Source organism: Flavobacterium pectinovorum, from assembly GCF_900142715.1.
GTDB lineage: Bacteria > Bacteroidota > Bacteroidia > Flavobacteriales > Flavobacteriaceae > Flavobacterium > Flavobacterium pectinovorum.
Window position 1 is genome coordinate 522,191 of record NZ_FRBX01000003.1, and the last position, 19,051, is coordinate 541,241.

General features: G+C 32.2%; 17 protein-coding genes. 12 read left to right on the plus strand and 5 right to left on the minus strand.

The window, feature by feature from the left end; all coding sequences use genetic code 11:
* Window positions 1–29: 29 nt before the first annotated feature.
* The 8 genes from BUE22_RS12875 to BUE22_RS12910 all read left to right on the plus strand — a co-directional run bounded on the left by BUE22_RS12875 (window position 30) and on the right by BUE22_RS12910 (window position 5,914).
* Window positions 30–605 (plus strand): sugar O-acetyltransferase, encoded by a 576-nt coding sequence (locus tag BUE22_RS12875; protein ID WP_073395516.1) that lies wholly within the window; start codon window positions 30–32, stop codon window positions 603–605.
* Window positions 605–994 carry an SMU1112c/YaeR family gloxylase I-like metalloprotein gene (gene gloA2 / locus BUE22_RS12880; protein ID WP_073395368.1) on the plus strand — a complete coding sequence of 130 codons (390 nt, stop codon included), beginning with the start codon at window positions 605–607 and terminating at the stop codon, window positions 992–994. The genes BUE22_RS12875 and gloA2 overlap by 1 nt, the downstream gene beginning before the upstream one ends.
* A gap of 286 nt (window positions 995–1,280) precedes the next feature.
* Complete coding sequence (locus BUE22_RS12885; RefSeq protein ID WP_073395517.1) at window positions 1,281–2,561, plus strand: chloride channel protein; 1,281 nt, start codon at window positions 1,281–1,283, stop codon at window positions 2,559–2,561.
* Window positions 2,562–2,655: 94 nt separating this feature from the next.
* Window positions 2,656–3,255 carry an HPP family protein gene (locus BUE22_RS12890; protein ID WP_073395369.1) on the plus strand — a complete coding sequence of 200 codons (600 nt, stop codon included), beginning with the start codon at window positions 2,656–2,658 and terminating at the stop codon, window positions 3,253–3,255.
* A 182-nt stretch (window positions 3,256–3,437) separates the two neighbouring features.
* The gene (locus BUE22_RS12895; protein WP_073395370.1) at window positions 3,438–3,977 is read left to right on the plus strand and encodes an IS1096 element passenger TnpR family protein; all 540 of its coding nucleotides are present in this window, start codon (window positions 3,438–3,440) and stop codon (window positions 3,975–3,977) included.
* Window positions 3,978–4,093: 116 nt separating this feature from the next.
* Complete coding sequence (locus BUE22_RS12900) at window positions 4,094–4,453, plus strand: four helix bundle protein (protein WP_073395371.1); 360 nt, start codon at window positions 4,094–4,096, stop codon at window positions 4,451–4,453.
* 42 nt (window positions 4,454–4,495) lie between these two features.
* Window positions 4,496–5,554: a nucleoid-associated protein gene (locus tag BUE22_RS12905; protein ID WP_026984812.1), complete on the plus strand. Its 1,059-nt coding sequence runs from the start codon at window positions 4,496–4,498 to the stop codon at window positions 5,552–5,554.
* 123 nt (window positions 5,555–5,677) lie between these two features.
* Window positions 5,678–5,914 (plus strand): hypothetical protein, encoded by a 237-nt coding sequence (locus BUE22_RS12910; RefSeq protein ID WP_073395372.1) that lies wholly within the window; start codon window positions 5,678–5,680, stop codon window positions 5,912–5,914.
* Window positions 5,915–5,994: 80 nt separating this feature from the next.
* Here the strand turns inward: BUE22_RS12910 and BUE22_RS12915 are convergent, their stop codons facing one another.
* A complete protein-coding gene (locus BUE22_RS12915) occupies window positions 5,995–6,576 on the minus strand; it encodes a TetR/AcrR family transcriptional regulator (protein ID WP_073395373.1) in 582 nt (193 codons plus the stop codon).
* Between the two features lie 72 nt (window positions 6,577–6,648).
* A complete protein-coding gene (locus BUE22_RS12920; protein WP_042564673.1) occupies window positions 6,649–7,401 on the minus strand; it encodes a glucose 1-dehydrogenase in 753 nt (250 codons plus the stop codon).
* 228 nt (window positions 7,402–7,629) lie between these two features.
* On the opposite strand from BUE22_RS12920, the gene BUE22_RS12925 reads away from it, so the two are divergent.
* Window positions 7,630–9,999 carry a GAF domain-containing protein gene (locus BUE22_RS12925; RefSeq protein ID WP_073395374.1) on the plus strand — a complete coding sequence of 790 codons (2,370 nt, stop codon included), beginning with the start codon at window positions 7,630–7,632 and terminating at the stop codon, window positions 9,997–9,999.
* Window positions 10,000–10,016: 17 nt separating this feature from the next.
* Here the strand turns inward: BUE22_RS12925 and BUE22_RS12930 are convergent, their stop codons facing one another.
* Window positions 10,017–11,201: a Pycsar system effector family protein gene (locus BUE22_RS12930; RefSeq protein ID WP_073395375.1), complete on the minus strand. Its 1,185-nt coding sequence runs from the start codon at window positions 11,199–11,201 to the stop codon at window positions 10,017–10,019.
* Window positions 11,202–11,227: 26 nt separating this feature from the next.
* Here BUE22_RS12930 and BUE22_RS12935 point away from each other — a divergent pair, with 26 nt between their 5' ends.
* Window positions 11,228–14,962, plus strand: a complete 3,735-nt coding sequence (locus BUE22_RS12935) for a metallophosphoesterase (RefSeq protein ID WP_073395376.1) — start codon at window positions 11,228–11,230, stop codon at window positions 14,960–14,962.
* Window positions 14,963–15,134: 172 nt separating this feature from the next.
* Here the strand turns inward: BUE22_RS12935 and BUE22_RS12940 are convergent, their stop codons facing one another.
* Both BUE22_RS12940 and BUE22_RS12945 read right to left on the minus strand, forming a co-directional pair.
* Window positions 15,135–15,995 carry an SdiA-regulated domain-containing protein gene (locus BUE22_RS12940; protein ID WP_073395377.1) on the minus strand — a complete coding sequence of 287 codons (861 nt, stop codon included), beginning with the start codon at window positions 15,993–15,995 and terminating at the stop codon, window positions 15,135–15,137.
* Window positions 15,996–16,139: 144 nt separating this feature from the next.
* Window positions 16,140–17,192, minus strand: coding sequence for a hypothetical protein (locus BUE22_RS12945; RefSeq protein WP_042564678.1), 1,053 nt, complete (start codon window positions 17,190–17,192; stop codon window positions 16,140–16,142).
* Window positions 17,193–17,299: 107 nt separating this feature from the next.
* Between BUE22_RS12945 and BUE22_RS12950 the strand changes: the two genes are divergently transcribed.
* Together BUE22_RS12950 and BUE22_RS12955 are read left to right on the plus strand one after the other, a co-directional pair.
* Window positions 17,300–18,211 (plus strand): ABC transporter ATP-binding protein, encoded by a 912-nt coding sequence (locus BUE22_RS12950; protein ID WP_073395378.1) that lies wholly within the window; start codon window positions 17,300–17,302, stop codon window positions 18,209–18,211.
* A gap of 3 nt (window positions 18,212–18,214) precedes the next feature.
* The gene (locus tag BUE22_RS12955) at window positions 18,215–19,051 is read left to right on the plus strand and encodes an ABC transporter permease (RefSeq protein WP_073395379.1); all 837 of its coding nucleotides are present in this window, start codon (window positions 18,215–18,217) and stop codon (window positions 19,049–19,051) included.

The window sequence follows — 19,051 nt, forward strand, 5'->3', positions numbered from 1 at the left end:
AATTGCCAGGACTAAAATATTATACCCTTATAATGACAGAAAAAGAAAAAATGATCTCGGGCGAATATTACAATGCTTTTGACCCGGAATTAGTAAAAGGCCGCAGAACAGCAAAAAATCTTCTGCATACTCTGAATGTAAGAGAATACAGGGTAACCAAAAAAGCGAAAGAAATATTAAAAGAACTGATTCCTAATACAGGAGAAGGTTTTTATATAGAACCGCCTTTTCATTGTGATTACGGATATAATATTTTTTGTGGAGATAACGTTTATTTCAATGTAAATTGTGTTGTTTTGGATTGTGCCCCTGTAAATATTGGATCAAATGTATTTATTGCACCAAATGTTCAAATTTACACGGCATCGCATCCGCTTGATGCCGAATTGAGAAAATCACTTGAAAATGCTTATCCTGTAACTATTGGAGACGATTGCTGGATTGGCGGAAATTCTGTTATTTGTCCCGGAGTTACCATTGGAAAAGGATGTGTAATCGGTGCAGGATCTGTGGTAACAAAAGACATTCCGGATAACTCACTTGCCGTTGGAAATCCGGCAAAAATTATTAGAAAATTAAATCAGGAAACTGAATCAAATACATAATGCTTACCTTAAACAAAGTTCACCACATTGCCATTTTATGCTCTGATTATCAAAAATCTAAAACTTTTTATACCGAAGTTTTAGGTCTGACAATTATTAGAGAAATCTATCGTGAAGAGCGCCAATCCTACAAACTCGATTTGGCTTTGAATGGCATTTATATTATCGAATTATTTTCATTTCCGGATCCCCCAAAACGCCCTTCAAGACCGGAGGCCGTTGGTTTACGCCATTTGGCTTTTGAAGTGATTAATCTGGATGAAACTGTTGCTTTTTTAAACACAAAAAATATAGAAGCAGAACCAATTCGAATTGATGAAACGACTCAAAAACGTTTTACATTTATTGCTGATCCTGACTTGTTGCCAATTGAGTTTTATGAGCGATAATTAAGGTTTTTTTTGCCACGAAGGCACTAAGACACAAAGTTTTTTTAAGCCAAAGATTAAATGATTAAAGTGCTTAGAAAATTTTTACAAGCAGTAAAATTTTCATCAAAACTTTAAAAACTTAGAGTCTTAGTGCCTTCGTGGCATTCTTATTCCTTAAAGAAAGATTTTTCCTTCTTTTTAAAGTTTTAACACATTTTAATGATTCTTTTTTACGAAAAAACGAATTTGATTCTCTAATTTTGTAATCCGCGTAAAAATAATGCGGTTTACAAATTTACTTCTGATGAACAAAACGGCGCAAATCAAAAAAAATCATCAATTTATTAAGTTCCGAAAATTAGTTATTGTTTCTATTTTAATTGGCTTTCTTTCAGCCTTTTTAGGAATTTCACTTAAAAAAATAACTGAATATTACGAAGAAATCTTCTTTCATGAAGTTTCAGTAAATCCACTTTTTTATATTCTTTTTCCGGTTTTCGGATTATCTGTAATTTATTTCCTTAGACAATATCTTTTTAAGAAAAAAGAAAACAAAGGAATCAAGGAAGTTTTTGAAAGTACAAAATCAACTTCAAAAAACTTACCTTCTTATAAAATTCCATCCCACTTTATAAACGGATTATTAACGGTTATTTTTGGAGGTTCAACCGGAATCGAGGTTTCTACCGTTGTTGCAACCGCTACAATTGGTTCTGTGGCTCAACAAAAAGAAAATGTATTTCGTCAATACAAAACCGAATTAATTTGTGCGGGAGTTGCGGCTGGAGTTACAGCTTTATTCAGTTCTCCAATTGCCGGAATTTTATTTGCTTTGGAAGTTATTTCACGAAAAGTAACCCGTGCTTTTATTATTTCCAATGTTATTGCGGTTTCAATAGCTTTTGGTTTACTTTCTATTTTAAAAGAAGAACCTTTATTCGCCGTAACAATTTCAACCTGGCATTTAAGAGCTATTCCGTATTTTATTCTTTTGGGCATTCTGGCCGGAATGAATTCGGTTTATCTAACACGTTGTGTCTTATTTTTTAAATCTCAATTTGGCAAAATCGATACGCATTATTATAAAATCATTATAGGATCTGTAGTATTAAGTGTTTCTCTTTTTATTTTTCCACAATTATACGGAGAAGGATATCACGCTATAAAAGGAATTTTTGGCAGTTCATCACAACTTCCTCTAACCTTAACTCTGGCTTTTACTTTTGTTGGAATTTTGCTTTTAAAACCTATCGTAACTTCTATAACTCTGGCTTCCGGAGGCGACGGGGGTGTTTTTGCTCCGAGTCTTTTTATTGGTGCTTTTTTAGGATTATTACTTGCTTCGATTTTAAATACTTTTTTCCATGTAAATGTAATTCCTGTTAATTTCATGATTATCGGAATGGCGGCTGTTTTAAGTGCCAGTATTCACGCACCTTTTACAGCCATATTTTTAGTTTGCGGATTAACAAACGATTATACGCTGTTTTTACCAATACTTGTAGTTTGTTTAATTTCAAAATATACAGCAAAAATGATTTATCCTTATACGGTTTACTCCTATTTGCCAAGTTTAATAAAGTAAAAAAAATATTGCCACAGATTAATTAATTGCCCACAGATAATTAATCTTTGAAATCATTTAATCTGTGGCAAAAAAACAAAATAATACCACATAAATGCCCACTCAAAAATTAAAAAGAAGCTATCGCAAAACACGTTATATTCTTTATAAAGAAACTTTGATCGATTTTAAAGAACATTTTTGGTCTTTTATAGGATCGTTTGTCGGGATTGGAATTTTAGCTTACATTCAATCGATTCATTTTTCAGGAAACGATGCCGTTTATTTAATTGGTTCTTTTGGTGCATCGAGCGTTTTAGTTTACGGAATCATTCAAAGTCCGTTTTCTCAGCCCCGAAATCTAGTTGGCGGACATCTTGTTTCTGCCTTTATTGGCGTTACAGTTCATAAACTTGCTCCGGATATTATCTGGATTGCTGCTCCACTGGCCGTTTCACTGGCAATTATTTTAATGCAAATTACCAAAACACTCCATCCGCCAGGAGGCGCAACGGCTCTTATCGCGATTATTGGTTCTGACAAAATAAAAGCTTTGGGTTACGAATATGTTTTTTCTCCAGTATTAGTCGGCGTTTTGATTTTGCTTTTAACAGCTTTGGTTTTTAATAATATGACTTCAAGCAGAAGCTACCCAAGTCATAGTTCTTATCATAAACGTTATCATAAGATTAGAAAACGCTTGGTTGGGAAATAATAGTTTTTCTCTCCTGCAAGGTTTTCAAAACCTTGTAGGTATAACTACAATTGCTATTGAAACCTACAAGGTTTTGAAAACCTTGCAGGATCGGAGAAAAAATCTTTTCAACAAATCGCAATTCGTGATTCGTATTTCATTTTTTATATTTTACCTTTGACTTTTCAAAAAATACAAAGATTATGGTTTATAAATTTAGAGTAATTCTAGACGCCGAAGAAGACATTTTTAGAGACATTGCAATTCTTGAAGACGATACGCTTGAGGATTTACACAATGCGATCTTCAACGCTTTCGGTTTTGACGGAACTGAAGTTGCTTCATTTTATACTTGTGATGAAACCTGGAATCAGGAAGATGAAATTCCGCTTTTTGATACCGGCGACATTCCCGGCGAACAACGAACTATGGGCGATTATCCATTATCTAGTATTTTGGACAAGGAAAACACTAAAATTATTTACGTGTATGATTTTATCAGCATGTGGACTTTCTTAGTTGAATTGGCTGCTATTGAAGAACAATCTGCCGGAGGTATTTATCCTGAAACTTTATTCTCTCACGGAGAAATGCCGGACGAAGCCACCGAAAAAACTTTCGAAGCCGATATGCACGACGATATCTACGGAGAATTTGAAGATGATCTTGACGAAGACGATCTTGACATGTTCGAAGGCGACGACAGCTTTGAAGATTATGGATTTGAGGAGAATTGGAATTAGTTTTTTAGGTTCAAAGGTTCTGAGTTGCAAAGGCTCAGAGGTTTTTTCTTTTTAAATCTTTGATTTAAAATATACGAATATTCTTATTTTTGTATTTAATTTTTTAAATATAAAATATGAATACTTTTCGAGACCTTTTAATCTGGCAAAAATCGATGGCCATAGTAACTGAAATTTACCAATTAACAAATTCATTTCCCAAAGAAGAAATTTATGGACTATCTTCACAAATTAGAAGATGCTCTATATCTATACCAAGTAATATTGCCGAAGGTTACGGAAGAGATGGAAATAATGATTACCTGAGATTTTTAAATATTTCAATGTCATCATTATTCGAGATGCAAACACAACTTGAAATCTCATTCAATTTAAAATATTTAAACGAAAATCAATTTAACAAAATAAATGGAGAAAGCAGAGAATTAGAACGAATGTTAAGTGCTTTTATCCGAAAAATAAAAGACAGGAAATAACCTTTGTTACTTTGAACCTCTGTACCTCTGCACCTAAAAAATATGATCAACCTATTCAACACCCACATCGAGACGCTTGCGATACACCGCGTAGGGAACAAAAGCAGAAACGAAGCTATTTTTTTATCGGAACAGCCATTTAATTTAAATGATGAAATTGTGCCTTTGATAAAAGAGTACTTTTTTAAACCTTTTAGAGAGAAAGAAGAAAACTATTATCAGTTTGCGCACGAAGTCGATTTGGATTACAATGACATGTTTAAATATGCAACTGAGATTTTTACTAATCCTGGTAACTTACAGGAAATTTCAAAAAAAATCACGACGCATTTATTCGAGCAATCAAACCATCCGCATATTAAAAACGGAGAAGTTTATGTAACCTATTTAACAAATTTAAGTATCGACAATAACGTTGTTGATGCTATCGGAATTTTTAAAAGTGAGTTACAAGCCGACTTTTTACAGTTTGAAGAAAAAGACAGCAATCTTGAAATGATTTTGCAACAAGGTATCAACCTAAGTAAATTAGATAAAGGCTGTTTGATTTTTAATTACAAAAAAGAAGAAGGATATAAAATTCTAACTGTAGATAGTAACCGTTATGATGCGCGTTATTGGTTAGAGCACTTTTTATCTGTAGATGCTTTTGAAGATGAGAACTTCATCACTAAAAAATACTTAAAATTCTGCCAGAACTTCGCAAAAGATGTTGTTTTACCGGCAGAAGACAAAAAAGAAGAAGTAATGTTTATGAACAGATCTGTGAATTATTTCGCTAAAAATGATCAGTTTGAAGAACAAAATTTCCTGAATGAAGTATTAGACAATCCAGACTTGATTCCTGAATTCAAAAACTATAAGGTTGATAAAGGAGAAAAATACAGCATCGAAGATGTAACCTCATTCCCTATTGCAAACGCAGCAGTTTCAGACGCCAGAAAATCGATTAAAAACGTTATTAATCTGGATACCCATATTCAGATTAAAATGGATTTTATCAACCCTGAAAGCGCTGAGAAATTTGTTGAAAAAGGCTGGGATGAAGAAAAACAGATGTATTACTACTTAGTTTATTTCAATAAAGAAGAAAAAAGCTAAGAGTCATTCATTTTCTATTACTTACTTAAAACAAAAAACGGCAACTACATTCTGTAATTGCCGTTTTTTATTTATTGTTTATAAATTACTAGATTTGATATTCTATCTCACTTACACCAAAAAATGGCTGCTTTAAAAAAAACAAAACTTACATTAGAAGAACGTGCTTTTGAAACTGCAAAAATATTGCTGGAAAAATATCAAAATCCACATAATCTTAAACTTGAGGAAAATTCAAATTTAGAAGATTCTTATACTATTTTAATTACTCTTTTATATACTGAAAAATTAAACGAACAAGAACAATTAGCAATCGTCTCTATTATAGATGAAATGAAACTATTGGACGGAAACAGATAATTATTTTATTTTCTGTCAATTAAAACAAAAAACGGCAACTACATTAGTAATTGCCGTTTTTTGATTGCCAGTTTTCTAAATTATAATATAGAAAATAATGCTTTTACAATATCGTCATAAACTTGTTTATCTCTTTCGCCGGTTCTGGCGAGAACCCTGATTCCGGAGTAATTATTAAAAATAAATCGAGCTAAAACCCTCGCATCAGTAGCTTTGGAAATATGTCCGGCAGTTTGTCCTTTTTGAACTGCTTTTGTAAAAACTTCTTCCATTGTCTGACTGTTGTTTTTTACGATTTTTGCAATCTCTTCATCGTGCATGGCAAGTTCTACAGAAGAATTGACCATGAAACAGCCTTTTGTAATTCGGTCTTCTAAGCTTTCGATAATTGCTTGTTTAAAAATATCATGCAATGTCTCTTTTACATTTTCAGATTCATCCAAAAGTTTAATAACCTGATCTTGTGACTGTTTTTGATAACGCAGTAACGATTGAGCAAATAATTTCTGCTTGTCTCCAAAAGTATCATATAAACTAGAACGGCTTAATCCTAAATGCGTAACCAAATCCTGAGCCGAAGTTCCGTTGTAACCTTTGTGCCAAAAAATCTCAATCGCTTTGTCTAAAGCCTGATCTTCGTTAAATTCTTTTGTTCTAGCCATGATTTCTAAAATTGAAATATTTTACAAAGATATAAAAATACGGAACAATCGTTCCTGAATTAAAGAAAAAAATTATACTACAGCATTTACTGTTAGTCCACCATCGACAACAATTTCTGTTCCTGTAATGAATGAAGCATCATCTGAGGCAAGGAAACCAACCGTCTTTGCAATTTCTGAAGATTGTCCAAAACGTTTCAATAGAATTTTTTCTCCCAAAATAGCCCCAAAACCTTCTACTTCTTCTTTTTGTAGACCTAATTTTCCGTAAAGCGGAGTTTCAACAGGACCAGGAGAAACAGCATTTACTCTGATTTTTCTTGGTGCTAATTCTGTTGCAAAAACTTTGTTTAAAGATAAAACTGCAGCCTTACTTGATGCGTAAACGCTTGAATTTGGCATACCAACATGTGCGTTGATTGAAGTATTAAAGATAATAGAACCACCATCGTTTAAAATTGGCAATACTTTTTGAACTGTAAAATAAACTCCTTTTACATTTACATTCATAATGCTGTCATAATGTTCTTCTGAAGCTGATTCTACCGGAGCAAAAGAGGCAATTCCTGCATTTAAAAATAAGATGTCAACTTTTCCGAATTGTGCTTTTACTTGCTCAACCAAACTATCAATTGATTTTAAATCTGATTGGTCTGAAACGATTCCGGTTACGTTCAATTCTGTTTCGGCTTTTGCCAAAGCTTCTTTGTTTCTTCCTGTTATAATTACTTTTGCACCTTTAGCAACTAATTCTGCTGCTGCTGCATACCCTATTCCACTATTTCCACCTGTTACAATAGCTACTTTGTTTTCTAAATTTTTCATTTTATTTGTTTTTAAATTATTGATTATTCAATTATTATGGTACAAAGATATTATAACGGAACGATCGTTCCGTTATAATTAATGTTAATATTTAGTTAAAATAATTTGCTGTTTTTAAAAGCTCCCATTTTTAAGGCATTCCCTCTATGTTGCTATAAACGAAAGAAATCGTAAAATGTCAAACATTCTTAATTTATGCTTAATTTTGTAGCTTAAATAAAAATACCAATGGATAATCTTCTACACAACGAAAGTCCTTTCCAAACAATAATATCTTTTCATAAGCTAATTGAATCTTTTGAAGAAATTGCTTTATCAAATGTTGATTATCGATCAAATTATGCCAAAGCAATTTTAAAAGAAGTTGAAGCTATCCCGGAATTCAGATCAGGAATTCACGATTACAGTATTATTAAAACACATGAAGCTTTAATCAAAAATATTACAGCCGATTTATTTCCTACCGCATTAACTTACAATGAAATAAAAGCGATTACAATTCCTTTTCAAAACATATCTTTTAATTACACCGAACGTTTCAAGAAAATATTGCGTAATGCAGGAGACGAATTTTACATGGAAATTCGTGATTTTGATAGTCATCAGTTTTATATTAACAATTGCTGCCTTATTTTAAGCAGTTATTACAAACAAAATATAGACTTCAATAAACCTTTCTTTTACGATATTCCTGACGAAGAGGGTGTCGAAAAACATTATCGAATTTTGTACAATGCCGATTTCATGGAAATTATTCCAACCGAAAATTCAGTGCATTTAACACAAGATGATATCGATTTATTAATTGATAATTATAATGATATTGATTTATGGAAATCTAAATTTCCTCCGGGAAGCTGGACTTTAAAAGGTTTCGGAATTGTTTCTTTATTCGATGCAACGACTGAAAGTGCTATTTCAAACTTAAAAAGTAATTTACTTAAACCAGATACAAAAACGGTTGCTTCTAACGATATTATAGAGAATATTTTTAAATCGATTTTTAAGGTTTCGCATCTTAAAGTTGGTTTTATTATTTATAATCCGGAAGAAGAAAAATTCATCAGACCGGTAAAATATGATAATCAGCTGCAGAGTTTTTTACTTTCTAAAGAACAGGAAGTAGATTGCAAGAATGCTTTTTTTGGATGTTCGTTTGAAAATTTATTAGATAATAAAGAGCCTTTTGTGATTTCGAATGTAAAAAAATTCATTGAAGAATCTCCAAATAACAGGCTTGGCGAACATTTATTAAAACTAGGTATTCAAAGTGCCGTGTTTGCGCCTGTTGTAAAAGACGGACATTTACTGGGAGTTGTAGAATTGGTTTCTGAAAATCCGAGAGACTTAAATAGTGTAAATGCAACTAAACTAGAGTTGGTTTTACCTTATTTAACAGACACTATCGATCGATACAATACTGATATGCAACATCAGGTTGAAGCGATCATTCAGCGTGAGTACACTACGATTCACCCAAGTGTTTATTGGAAATTTAAAAAAGAATCTCAAAATTATTTTCAAAATATTAATCATACAAAAGATTATATTTTTAAGGAAATTGTTTTTAAAAATGTGTTTCCGTTATACGGACAAATCGATATTAAAGGTTCGTCTGAGCACAGAAATGAAACGGTTAAAAGAGATTTAAAAAATCAGCTGACGACACTTTTGGATATTTTCGAAAATCAAAAACCCAACAGCAATTTAGTACTTCTTGAACAACGAAAATTTGAATTGGAGTCTATGCGCGCTGAGCTGGAGAATCCTTTAAAAGCAGATACTGAGCAACACATTCAACGTTATATAGAAGAAGAAATTCATCCTATTTTAAAGAATACGAAAGACACAGCAAAAAACCAAAAACTGGAAGAATTGTATTTTGAAAGTCTGGACGAAAAAACAGGAATGTTTTATCAGGAAAGAAAGAAATTTGACAATGCAATGTCTATTATAAATAAGAGATTAGCATCGGTTCTGGACAAAAAACAGCTTGAGGCGCAACAAATTTATCCGCATTATTACGAGCGTTTTAAAACGGATGGTGTTGAACACAATTTATATATCGGTGCTTCAATTTCGCCAACAAAACCTTTTGATATTATGTATTTGCACAATTTACGTTTGTGGCAATTACAAACTTTATGCGAAATGGAATTAGAACATCATCAGCTTAAAGAATCTTTACCTTATGAGTTGGATGTAACTTCGTTGATTTTGGTTTTTAGTCAGGCGCTTTCTATTCGTTTTAGAATGGATGAAAAACGTTTTGATGTCGATGGAACGTACAATGCAAGATATGAAGTTGTTAAAAAACGTATTGACAAAGCAAACATCAAAGGCACAACTGACAGAATTACTGAAAAAGAAAAAATTACGATTGTGTATTCTCAAAATAATGAGGAAACCGAATATTTGAAATACATTAAATATTTACAGCATAAAAAAATCCTGGAACCTTCTATCGAACAATTCGAAGTAGAAGATCTTCAGGGCGTTTCGGGTTTACGCGCTATTCGTGTAAAAGTAATTAACAACGTAAATAATCCGGCAACAAAAAAAATAACCTATCAGGATTTATTGGATGAGCTCAACTAATTAGTTGAGCTTTTCTCTTATGCTCCTACTCCTTTAAATGCTATTACAAAAGCAATTACCGTTATAATTATTCCCGCCATAAAAAGATTATAGGCAATTCGGAGTAAATTATACTTACGCTGTAAAACCAATCCAAGATAGTACAAATCTTTAATCATAGTCGAATACAGATAATCGCGATCTTTCATCATTTCGTTCATTGCCCAATCGTATTCTTCTAAAGGCATTTTGTAGAAATTTCCAAAAAACAATAAATTGATCTTTTTGGCTTCTATATCTTCTCTTGTAAAAACTCCCGTAGTTACTTTTGGACGTGTTGAAAGAATGGCAAAAATGATTGTGGTAACACTGGACATAAGCATAATAAATGTCGGAATCACTAAATGCGCATTTTTTGGACTGTCTAATTTTGGAATAATAGATGAAAGTGCAATGGAAATAATAATTGCATTTACTGACAATAAAATATTGGCTTTACTATCTGCAATTCCGCTTAAGCGTGTATGATTTCCCAGCGTAACGCGAAATAAAGTATCAACGCCGCGATCTGGTTTTTCTATTTTATCTTTCTTTTTATTTTCTTCTTCCACTTTGTCGGCTGCTTTCTTTTCTTGTTTATCGATTTTTTTCTGAACAAGAATCAAGTTTTTCTCTTTTAAAGGCTGCCATTTTTTCAAGGCATAATCTGTATAAAAGCGATGTTTATTTAATAAAAAGTTTAGGTTTTCTTTTGCCCATTCGGCATTAGAAAACGAAACATTGTAGGCGTTTTTTAATTCAAGACGTAATAATTCGCAGGTTGTTTCATATTGGGATCCCATTAGATGTGCGTAATCTGCATCTTTTATGATTTTTTCCAAATGAGTTTTTGGAACATATTCTTTTATAGTAGCTAAAATTAAGGAAGAAACTTTTGCAATAAATTCATCAGATTGCCCTTTTTCTTTCAGGAATTTAGTTAGAATTTTAACACTTTCTTCTTCATGGTTTTCATATCCAACGGTATAACCTGTATCGTGAAACCAAGCTGCGACCAAAAGCATTTCTTTTTCATTTCCATCTACATCTTCTTTTTTGCACAGCTCTTTTACCGCATTTACTACAGTTAAAGTATGGTTAAAATTATGGTAAGAATATAAATTAGAAAGTTTATCTTTGAGTAAATTACTGACGAAATCTTCGGACTGTTCTATTAGATTCATAAAGAATATTTTTATACCACTAAATTATGAAATTGTTTTTGGATAATCATTTTATTACTAAGATTAAAAGTTATTCTTTAGTAATTACCCTATTATTCTTACTGTATTCCTGCGCAACACATAAAGCGCAATACGGCAAAAATGTTAGCGCCAACGAAACTGACAACGCAACTGATACTATAAAAATTGCACATACTTTATTTTTGGTGGGAGATGCCGGAAATGCAGATGAAGAACAATCGCAGCAAACACTTGAATTATTGCATCAAAAATTAAAGAAGGCGAATAAAAAATCGACTTTGGTTTTTTTAGGAGATAATATATATCCAAAAGGCTTTCCTAGTAATAACAATACTTCGGATAAAACTTTGGCAGAAACAAAACTAACCAATCAATTAAAATTAACAGAAGGATTTAAAGGTAAAACCGTTTTTATTCCCGGAAACCACGATTGGTACAGCGGTATTAAAGGTTTGGAACTCCAGGCAGATTTTGTAACGAAATATTTAAACGATAAAAAAGCATTCCTGCCAAGAAAAAGCTGCCCGATAGAAGATATAAAAATTGATAGTACAGCTACATTGGTTGCTATTGACAGTGAATGGTTTCTGGAAGATTGGAACAATCATCCAACAATTAATGATAATTGTGACATCAAAACCAGAGAAGACTTTTTTGATGAACTGGAAAACATTCTAAACAAAAATCAGGAAAAAACAGTTGTTCTGGCAATTCATCATCCTTTATTAAGCAACGGAACGCATGGAGGTCAATTTTCGTTAGAAAAACAATTATTCCCTTTAGAGAAAAAAATTCCGCTTCCTATAATTGGTTCGTTTATTAATTTACTTCGAAAAACATCTGGCGTGAGTCCGCAGGATATTCAAAATAAACAATATACTATTTATGCCAAGAGAATTAAAACACTTTTACAAGGGCAGAAAAATGTAATTGTAGTTTCAGGGCACGATCATAACCTTCAATACATTAGCAAAGAAAATATCAGGCAAATTATTAGTGGTGCAGGATCTAAATCTGAAGCTGCGAGAGCCATTAATGAAAATGATTTTTCGTACGGCGGAAATGGTTATGCAACACTAACTTTATTTAAAAGCGGAGATGCAAAAGTGACCTATTTTGGAAATGAAAATCAAAAAGAAAAATTGCTTTTTGAACGTGAGATTATAAAAGCTAAAGAAATTAACTGGGCGGCAGGTGAATCAAATAAATTTCCTTCTACAATTAATACTTCAATTTATTCTGCTGAAATGACCGATAAAAGTTTGTTTCATAAATTTTTATTTGGGCAACATTACAGAAAATATTACAGTATGCCTATCGAAGCCCGAATTGCTACCGTAGACACTTTAATGGGTGGTTTAAAACCTATTCGCGAAGGCGGCGGACATCAATCTGTATCTTTAAGAATGTCTGATCCAAAAGGGAGAGAATATGTAATGCGCGCCATGAAAAAAAGCGCTACCGTATTTTTACAGTCGGTTGCATTTAAAGATCAATACGTTGTAAATGATTTCGAAGAAACATATACTGAAAATTTTCTGTTAGATTTTTATACAACTTCTCATCCTTATGCTCCTTTTGCAATTGGCAGTATGGCAGATCATTTAGGAATTTCGCACACTAATCCTGTTTTATATTATATTCCAAAACAAAATGGATTGAAAGAATTCAATGCAAATTTCGGTGATGAATTGTATATGGTCGAAGAAAGACCCGCAGATAATCATCTGGATGGTAAAAATTTTGGAAACCCAACCGATATTATCAGTACAGAAGACATGATGGCCAACCTTCATAAAGATGAAAAATATTCGGTTGATGAAAAAGAATATATGAAAGCGCGTTTGTTTGATATGCTAATTGGCGACTGGGACAGACACAGCGATCAATGGCGTTGGGGAGAATATAAAAAAGGCGACAAAGTTATTTATAAACCAATTCCGCGCGACCGTGATCAGGCTTTTGCCAAATACGACGGAACTTTACTTTCTCTTTTAATGAATATTCCTGCGCTTCGTCATATGCGTACTTTCAAAAACAAAATTGATAATGTAAAATGGCTTGCCAGAGAACCTTATCCTATGGATTTGGCTTTCTTAAAAACTTCTGAAGAAAAAGACTGGATTGAACAGGCAAAATTTATTCAGGAAAATTTATCGGATGCTGATATTGACAATGCTTTTAAAAATATGCCGAAAGAGGTTCAGGATGGAACTATTGAAGATATTAAACGCAAACTGAAAAACAGAAAAAAAGACCTGCAAAAATATGCTTCGGAATATTCAGATGTGCTGTCTAAAACGGTAATGATTGCCGGGACGGATAAAAAAGATAAATTCGTTATAAACCATAATGCCAGAAAAAGCATTGAAATTCAGGTATACCGAATTAAAAAAGACGGTGATGAACTTGTTTATACCAAAACGGTAACGGATGCCAAAACCAAAAATCTTTGGGTTTATGGTTTAGACGATTCTGATGTTTTTCAGGTTGTTGGAGATCAGAAATCAAAAATAAAAATTCGTTTAATTGGCGGACAAAATAATGACACTTATAATATCGAAAACGGAAAAAAAGTTATTGTTTACGATTTCAAATCAAAAAACAATACTTATAATCTTGATTCTAAAACAAAAACGGAGCTTACTGATGATTATGATGTAAACTTATACAATTACGAAAAACCAAAATACAATGTTATTTCAGGGCTTCCAAATATTGGATTTAATCCTGATGATGGCGTAAAAGTTGGTGTAAATTTAAATTATACCGTTAACAATTTCAAACAAAATCCGTATACGCAAAGACACGTTATAAATGCATTTTACTATTTTGCTACGGGTGGTTTAGAATTTAATTATGTAGCACATTTTCCCGGATTATTGGGTAAATGGGTTATTGATGTTGAATCACTTTATACAACTCCAAATTTTGCGATGAACTATTTTGGCTACGGAAATGAAACCAAATATGATATTGAGGAAGTTGACATGGATTACAACCGTGTTCGTATTAGAAAATTTAATGTTTCAGGTGCCATCAGACACGTCGGACGTTATGGAAGTGAATTTAGTGTGCAGCCTGTTTTTCAAAGACTGACAGTTGAAGAAACCCAAAACAGATTTATCGATACACCAAATATTATAAATCCAAATGTTTTTGACAGTCAGAACTATGGCGGTTTAAAAGTTAAATATCTATTTAAAAATTCTGATTTTGCTGCTAAACCTACTTTAGGTGTGGCTTTTATGGTTGCAGCAACCTGGCTGACTAATTTAGATGAAAGCAAACAAAATTTCCCAACTCTTGAAAGTCTTTTAGGATTTACACATAAAATTGATCACAACGGAAAATTAGTTCTGGCCACATATCTAAAAGGAAAAGCTGTATTAAACAACAATTATGACTTCTATCACGGGGCGACTTTAGGTGGAGATACTGACTTAAGAGGTTATAGAAATGAACGATTTTTAGGAAGTTCTTATTTTTCTCAAAGTAGTGATTTACGTTTTAGCATTGGTAAAATTCAAAAAACAATTGCTCCATTAACATACGGAATTTTGGGTGGTTTTGATTATGGAAGAGTATGGCTTGACGGCGAAGATTCTAAAAAATGGCATCAGGATTACGGTGGCGGACTTTGGGTAAATGCAATTAATGTTTTAACTGCACGAATCTCTTACTTTAAATCTCCTGATGAAGTAGGAAGAGTTATTTTTGGAGCGGCATATAGTTTTTAGAGCAAGATACTAAGGTTCTGAGTTGCTGAGATTCTAAGTTTTTTTTTTAGGTTCAAAGTTGCAAAGAACAAAGTTTTTTAGCCACGAATTCACGAATTTTTATTACTAATAATTCGTGAATTCGTGGCTAACTTTTTTACTTAGTATCTCAGAACCTTAGCAACTTAGAATCTTATTTTAATTTAAACTCGTATACGTTTCCTCCTACTTTGTTTGTTTTTTCGTCGGCGATAAGCAACGTGCTGTTGTCTTTAAAAACTATGGCTTCTTTTTGAGAAAAGTGATTTAGTTTGATTTCTGTCTGGGTTCCTTTGTGGAATAAATCTCCTTTAAAATCTTTAAACAAAACTATTTTATCATGACTTAATACCACAACTTTTTTTCCATCCGGACTGATGGTTGCACTTGTTAAAACGCAATGATTATAGTTATCGCAGGTTTTAAATTCTCCAATTCTTGTTGCTTTTTGAGTTCCGGGTGCGTTTAAGATTTTGTAAATAAAAACTGTTCCGTCAAAATTTTTACTTCGGTTTTTTGTAAAAAGGTAAAAATAGTTTCCATTTTCAAAAAAACCTTCAACATCATAAAACAGTTCTTTTTTCTTTGGAGGAAATTCTGTTTGTTCGGGATACGAAAATGAAACTTTATATTCGGCTACAGCCATATCTTTATTCAGTTCATTCTTGGCAACTTTGTAAATACATAAATCCTTGCGTTCATTGTCGTTATTTCCAAAATCACCAATATAAATATTATCGTTTTTATCTTTGGTAATATCTTCCCAATCTACATTTGTAGCATTTGTTATTGTTATAGTTTTGGCCAGTTTTCCATCTGAATTTAAAGCATAAATGGCATTTTTATTTCCACTGTCTTCTAATGTATAAAGCAAATTGTTTTTAGGAAAATAGGTAATTCCCGAAACTTCTTTCAACTTTTTAGGAAGTGAATAAAGCTCCTTTAAATCATTATTTGATTGTTGCTGACAAGCCAATAAAGCAACGGAAATTCCAAGTAAAAAAAACTTTTTCATAGTATAGATTATTTTAAATATTTATCCATAATATTGTCACCCTGAGGAACGAAGGATTACACAAGAAACTCCGTACTGTAGCTCTAAAATCTTTGTCGATCTACTAGTGCGATCCTTCGTTCCTCAGGATGACAAAATCATGCGTTAAATCAAATTAGTGTTTTTAAAATTACGTGTAATAAACTCAAAAGCTGCAAACATAATATGCCCCATTGATTTTGCGTTTTTGAATTTCATATCATTTGTATAACGGTACAATTCCATTTTTAGTTGATTGAGATGTTCTTCTGTCGAAATGGTATCATGACACATGATATTCAGTAATTTTTTGATTCTGTTTTCGGCAGAATGAATACGTTTTGCCAAAATTGCTCTTTCTTCATCTTTATACTGAATAATAGAACGTTCTTCTAATTTATCTTTGATGAGTTTTATCATCGGATAATTTTCCTTAAAAAATTGTGGGCGATAAACTTTAAAATTTCCCTCATAACATTGCTGATCAAAGTCAATTGGGCGAATTTTATAAACCACCTGATCAAAATCGTGAATTGGCACAATTACATAATTATACGCTCGCATATCGCCTAAAAGCCGAATCATACAACGTTCGTTGAATTTCACAAACTCTTTTGCAATTTGAGATTTCTCCATTTCGGTACAATTATCCAATAAAGTATCCATGAAAACATCTCCGGGAATTCCGATAATATGCTCTTCGATTAAAGTGTCTTTAAAAACTAAAAAATTTATTTTATCGGGCGAAAGAATATCTTCCAATTCTAAACCGTAAATTCTTGAAGCATCTGCTTTTTTGATATAAAAATGAACGTAATTATCATTGAGAATATTTCTAACTTTTATTCGAAAAGGTTTCGAATTTCCGAAAGTACAATAATCAATCGCATCAATATTTAGAAACTGGATAATCTCGCTATTTCCATCAGAATGCAAGAGTGAATATACTTTTTTTAGATTGAGGTCGATTTCATTTCTTTCAAATTCACTATAATAAACACGAATCCAGAGCGTATCGGTTTCATTCTTATCATAAACATTTACAGAACCGGCAAAGCGTAATAAATCATCATAGAATACTGATACTTTTGAAATTCGTTCGTATCGTTCTAAATAACTTAAAAGAGATTGTGTTAAAGGATAAGATGGTTTTTTTAAAACCATTAAAGGTTCGCTCATTTTGAATATCTTTAATACAAATTTACATCAATAGCATGATATAAATAAATTTAGCGTAACAATATACAAGTTGAATCGTCATACTAAAAACTAAAACCGAAATAAATTTGGAAACCATACTTACTATTGAAAATCTTCACAAACGATACGGGCGCATTCAAGCCTTAAAAAATGTATCTTTTGAAATACAAAAAGGCCGTGTATATGGCATTTTAGGTCCGAACGGAAGTGGAAAATCAACCACGTTGGGAATTGTGCTGAATGTTGTAAACAAAACATCCGGCGATTATCGCTGGTTCAACGGGAACATTCAAACGCATGAAGCGCTAAAAAAAGTTGGAGCAATTATAGAAAGACCTAACTTTTATCCTTACATGACGGCCGAAGAAAACCTGAAATTAGTCTGTAAAATAAAAAGTATTGACTATTCTAAAATAATCGAAAAACTGGATTTAGTAGGTTTGTCAGAAAGAAAAAACAGCAAATTCAGTACGTTTTCTTTAGGAATGAAACAGCGTTTGGCCATTGCCTCAGCACTTTTAAATGATCCTGAAATTTTAATTTTAGATGAACCAACAAACGGATTAGATCCCCAGGGAATTCACCAGATTAGAGATATTATAAAAAAAATTGCATCGCAGGGAACGACAATTTTACTGGCTTCGCATTTGTTGGATGAAGTCGAAAAAGTCTGTTCTCATGTTATTGTTTTAAGAAAAGGCGAAATTTTATATTCCGGCTCAGTAGACGGAATGTCTGCAAATGAAGGCTTTTTTGAAGTTATGGCAGATGACAATGTGCTTTTAAAAACCGTTTTGCAGGAACATCCTGCAATAGACAGAATTACTGAAGAAGATGGGAAATTATTGGTTTACTTAAAATCAGATTTATCAGCATCAGAACTGAATCAGTTTTTGTTTTCTAAAAACCTTACTTTAAGCCATTTGGTAAAACGAAAAAATAGTTTAGAAGCACAATTTTTAGAATTAACCAAAAATGCCACCATCAAAAACAACTAAACCATGAACCGACTTATATCTATAGAATTACAAAAAATCTGGAAAAACAAAGCCAGTCGTGTCCTTACTTTAACGTATTTTATTTTACTTTCTTTTATTGCTTTAATTGCTTCCATAAAATTTGACTTTGGAGTTGTTAAAATTCATGTAGCCGAAATGGGAATTTTCAACTTTCCTTTTATCTGGCATTTTAACACCTATATTGCCGCGTGGCTAAAGCTTTTTCTGGCGATCGTAATCGTTTCAATGATGGCGAATGAGTATAGTTATGGCGCTTTAAAACAAAATTTAATTGATGGTCTAAGCAAAAAAGAGTTCATTTTGTCTAAATTCCTGACAGTTGTACTTTTTGCATTATGCTCTACAATTTTTGTTTTTGTGATGAGTTTAATTTTAGGATTTAGCTTTTCATCTTATACAGAATTTGATGTTATTTTTATGGATTTGGATTACCTTTTAGCCTTTTTTGTTAAACTTACCGGATTCTTTTCTTTTTGTTTATTTTTAGGAATCTTCGTAAAACGATCTGCGTTTGCATTAGGTTTTCTTTTAGTATGGCTTTTTGTAGAATCAATCATAAAAGGACTTTTAGTTTTTCAGGTTTTTCCAAATAGTAATACTGGTGACTATATCATGCAATTTTTACCTTTAGAAGCAATGTCTAATTTAATTGTTGAACCATTTACAAGATTATCAGTAATAAAAACAATTGGAAACCAAATTGGTGTTGAAAATACTAAGGATTATGACGTCCATTATCTTTCAATTCTGATCGTTATGATCTGGACATATTTGTTTGTTTATTTTTCTTACAGAATACTAAAAAATAGAGATTTATAG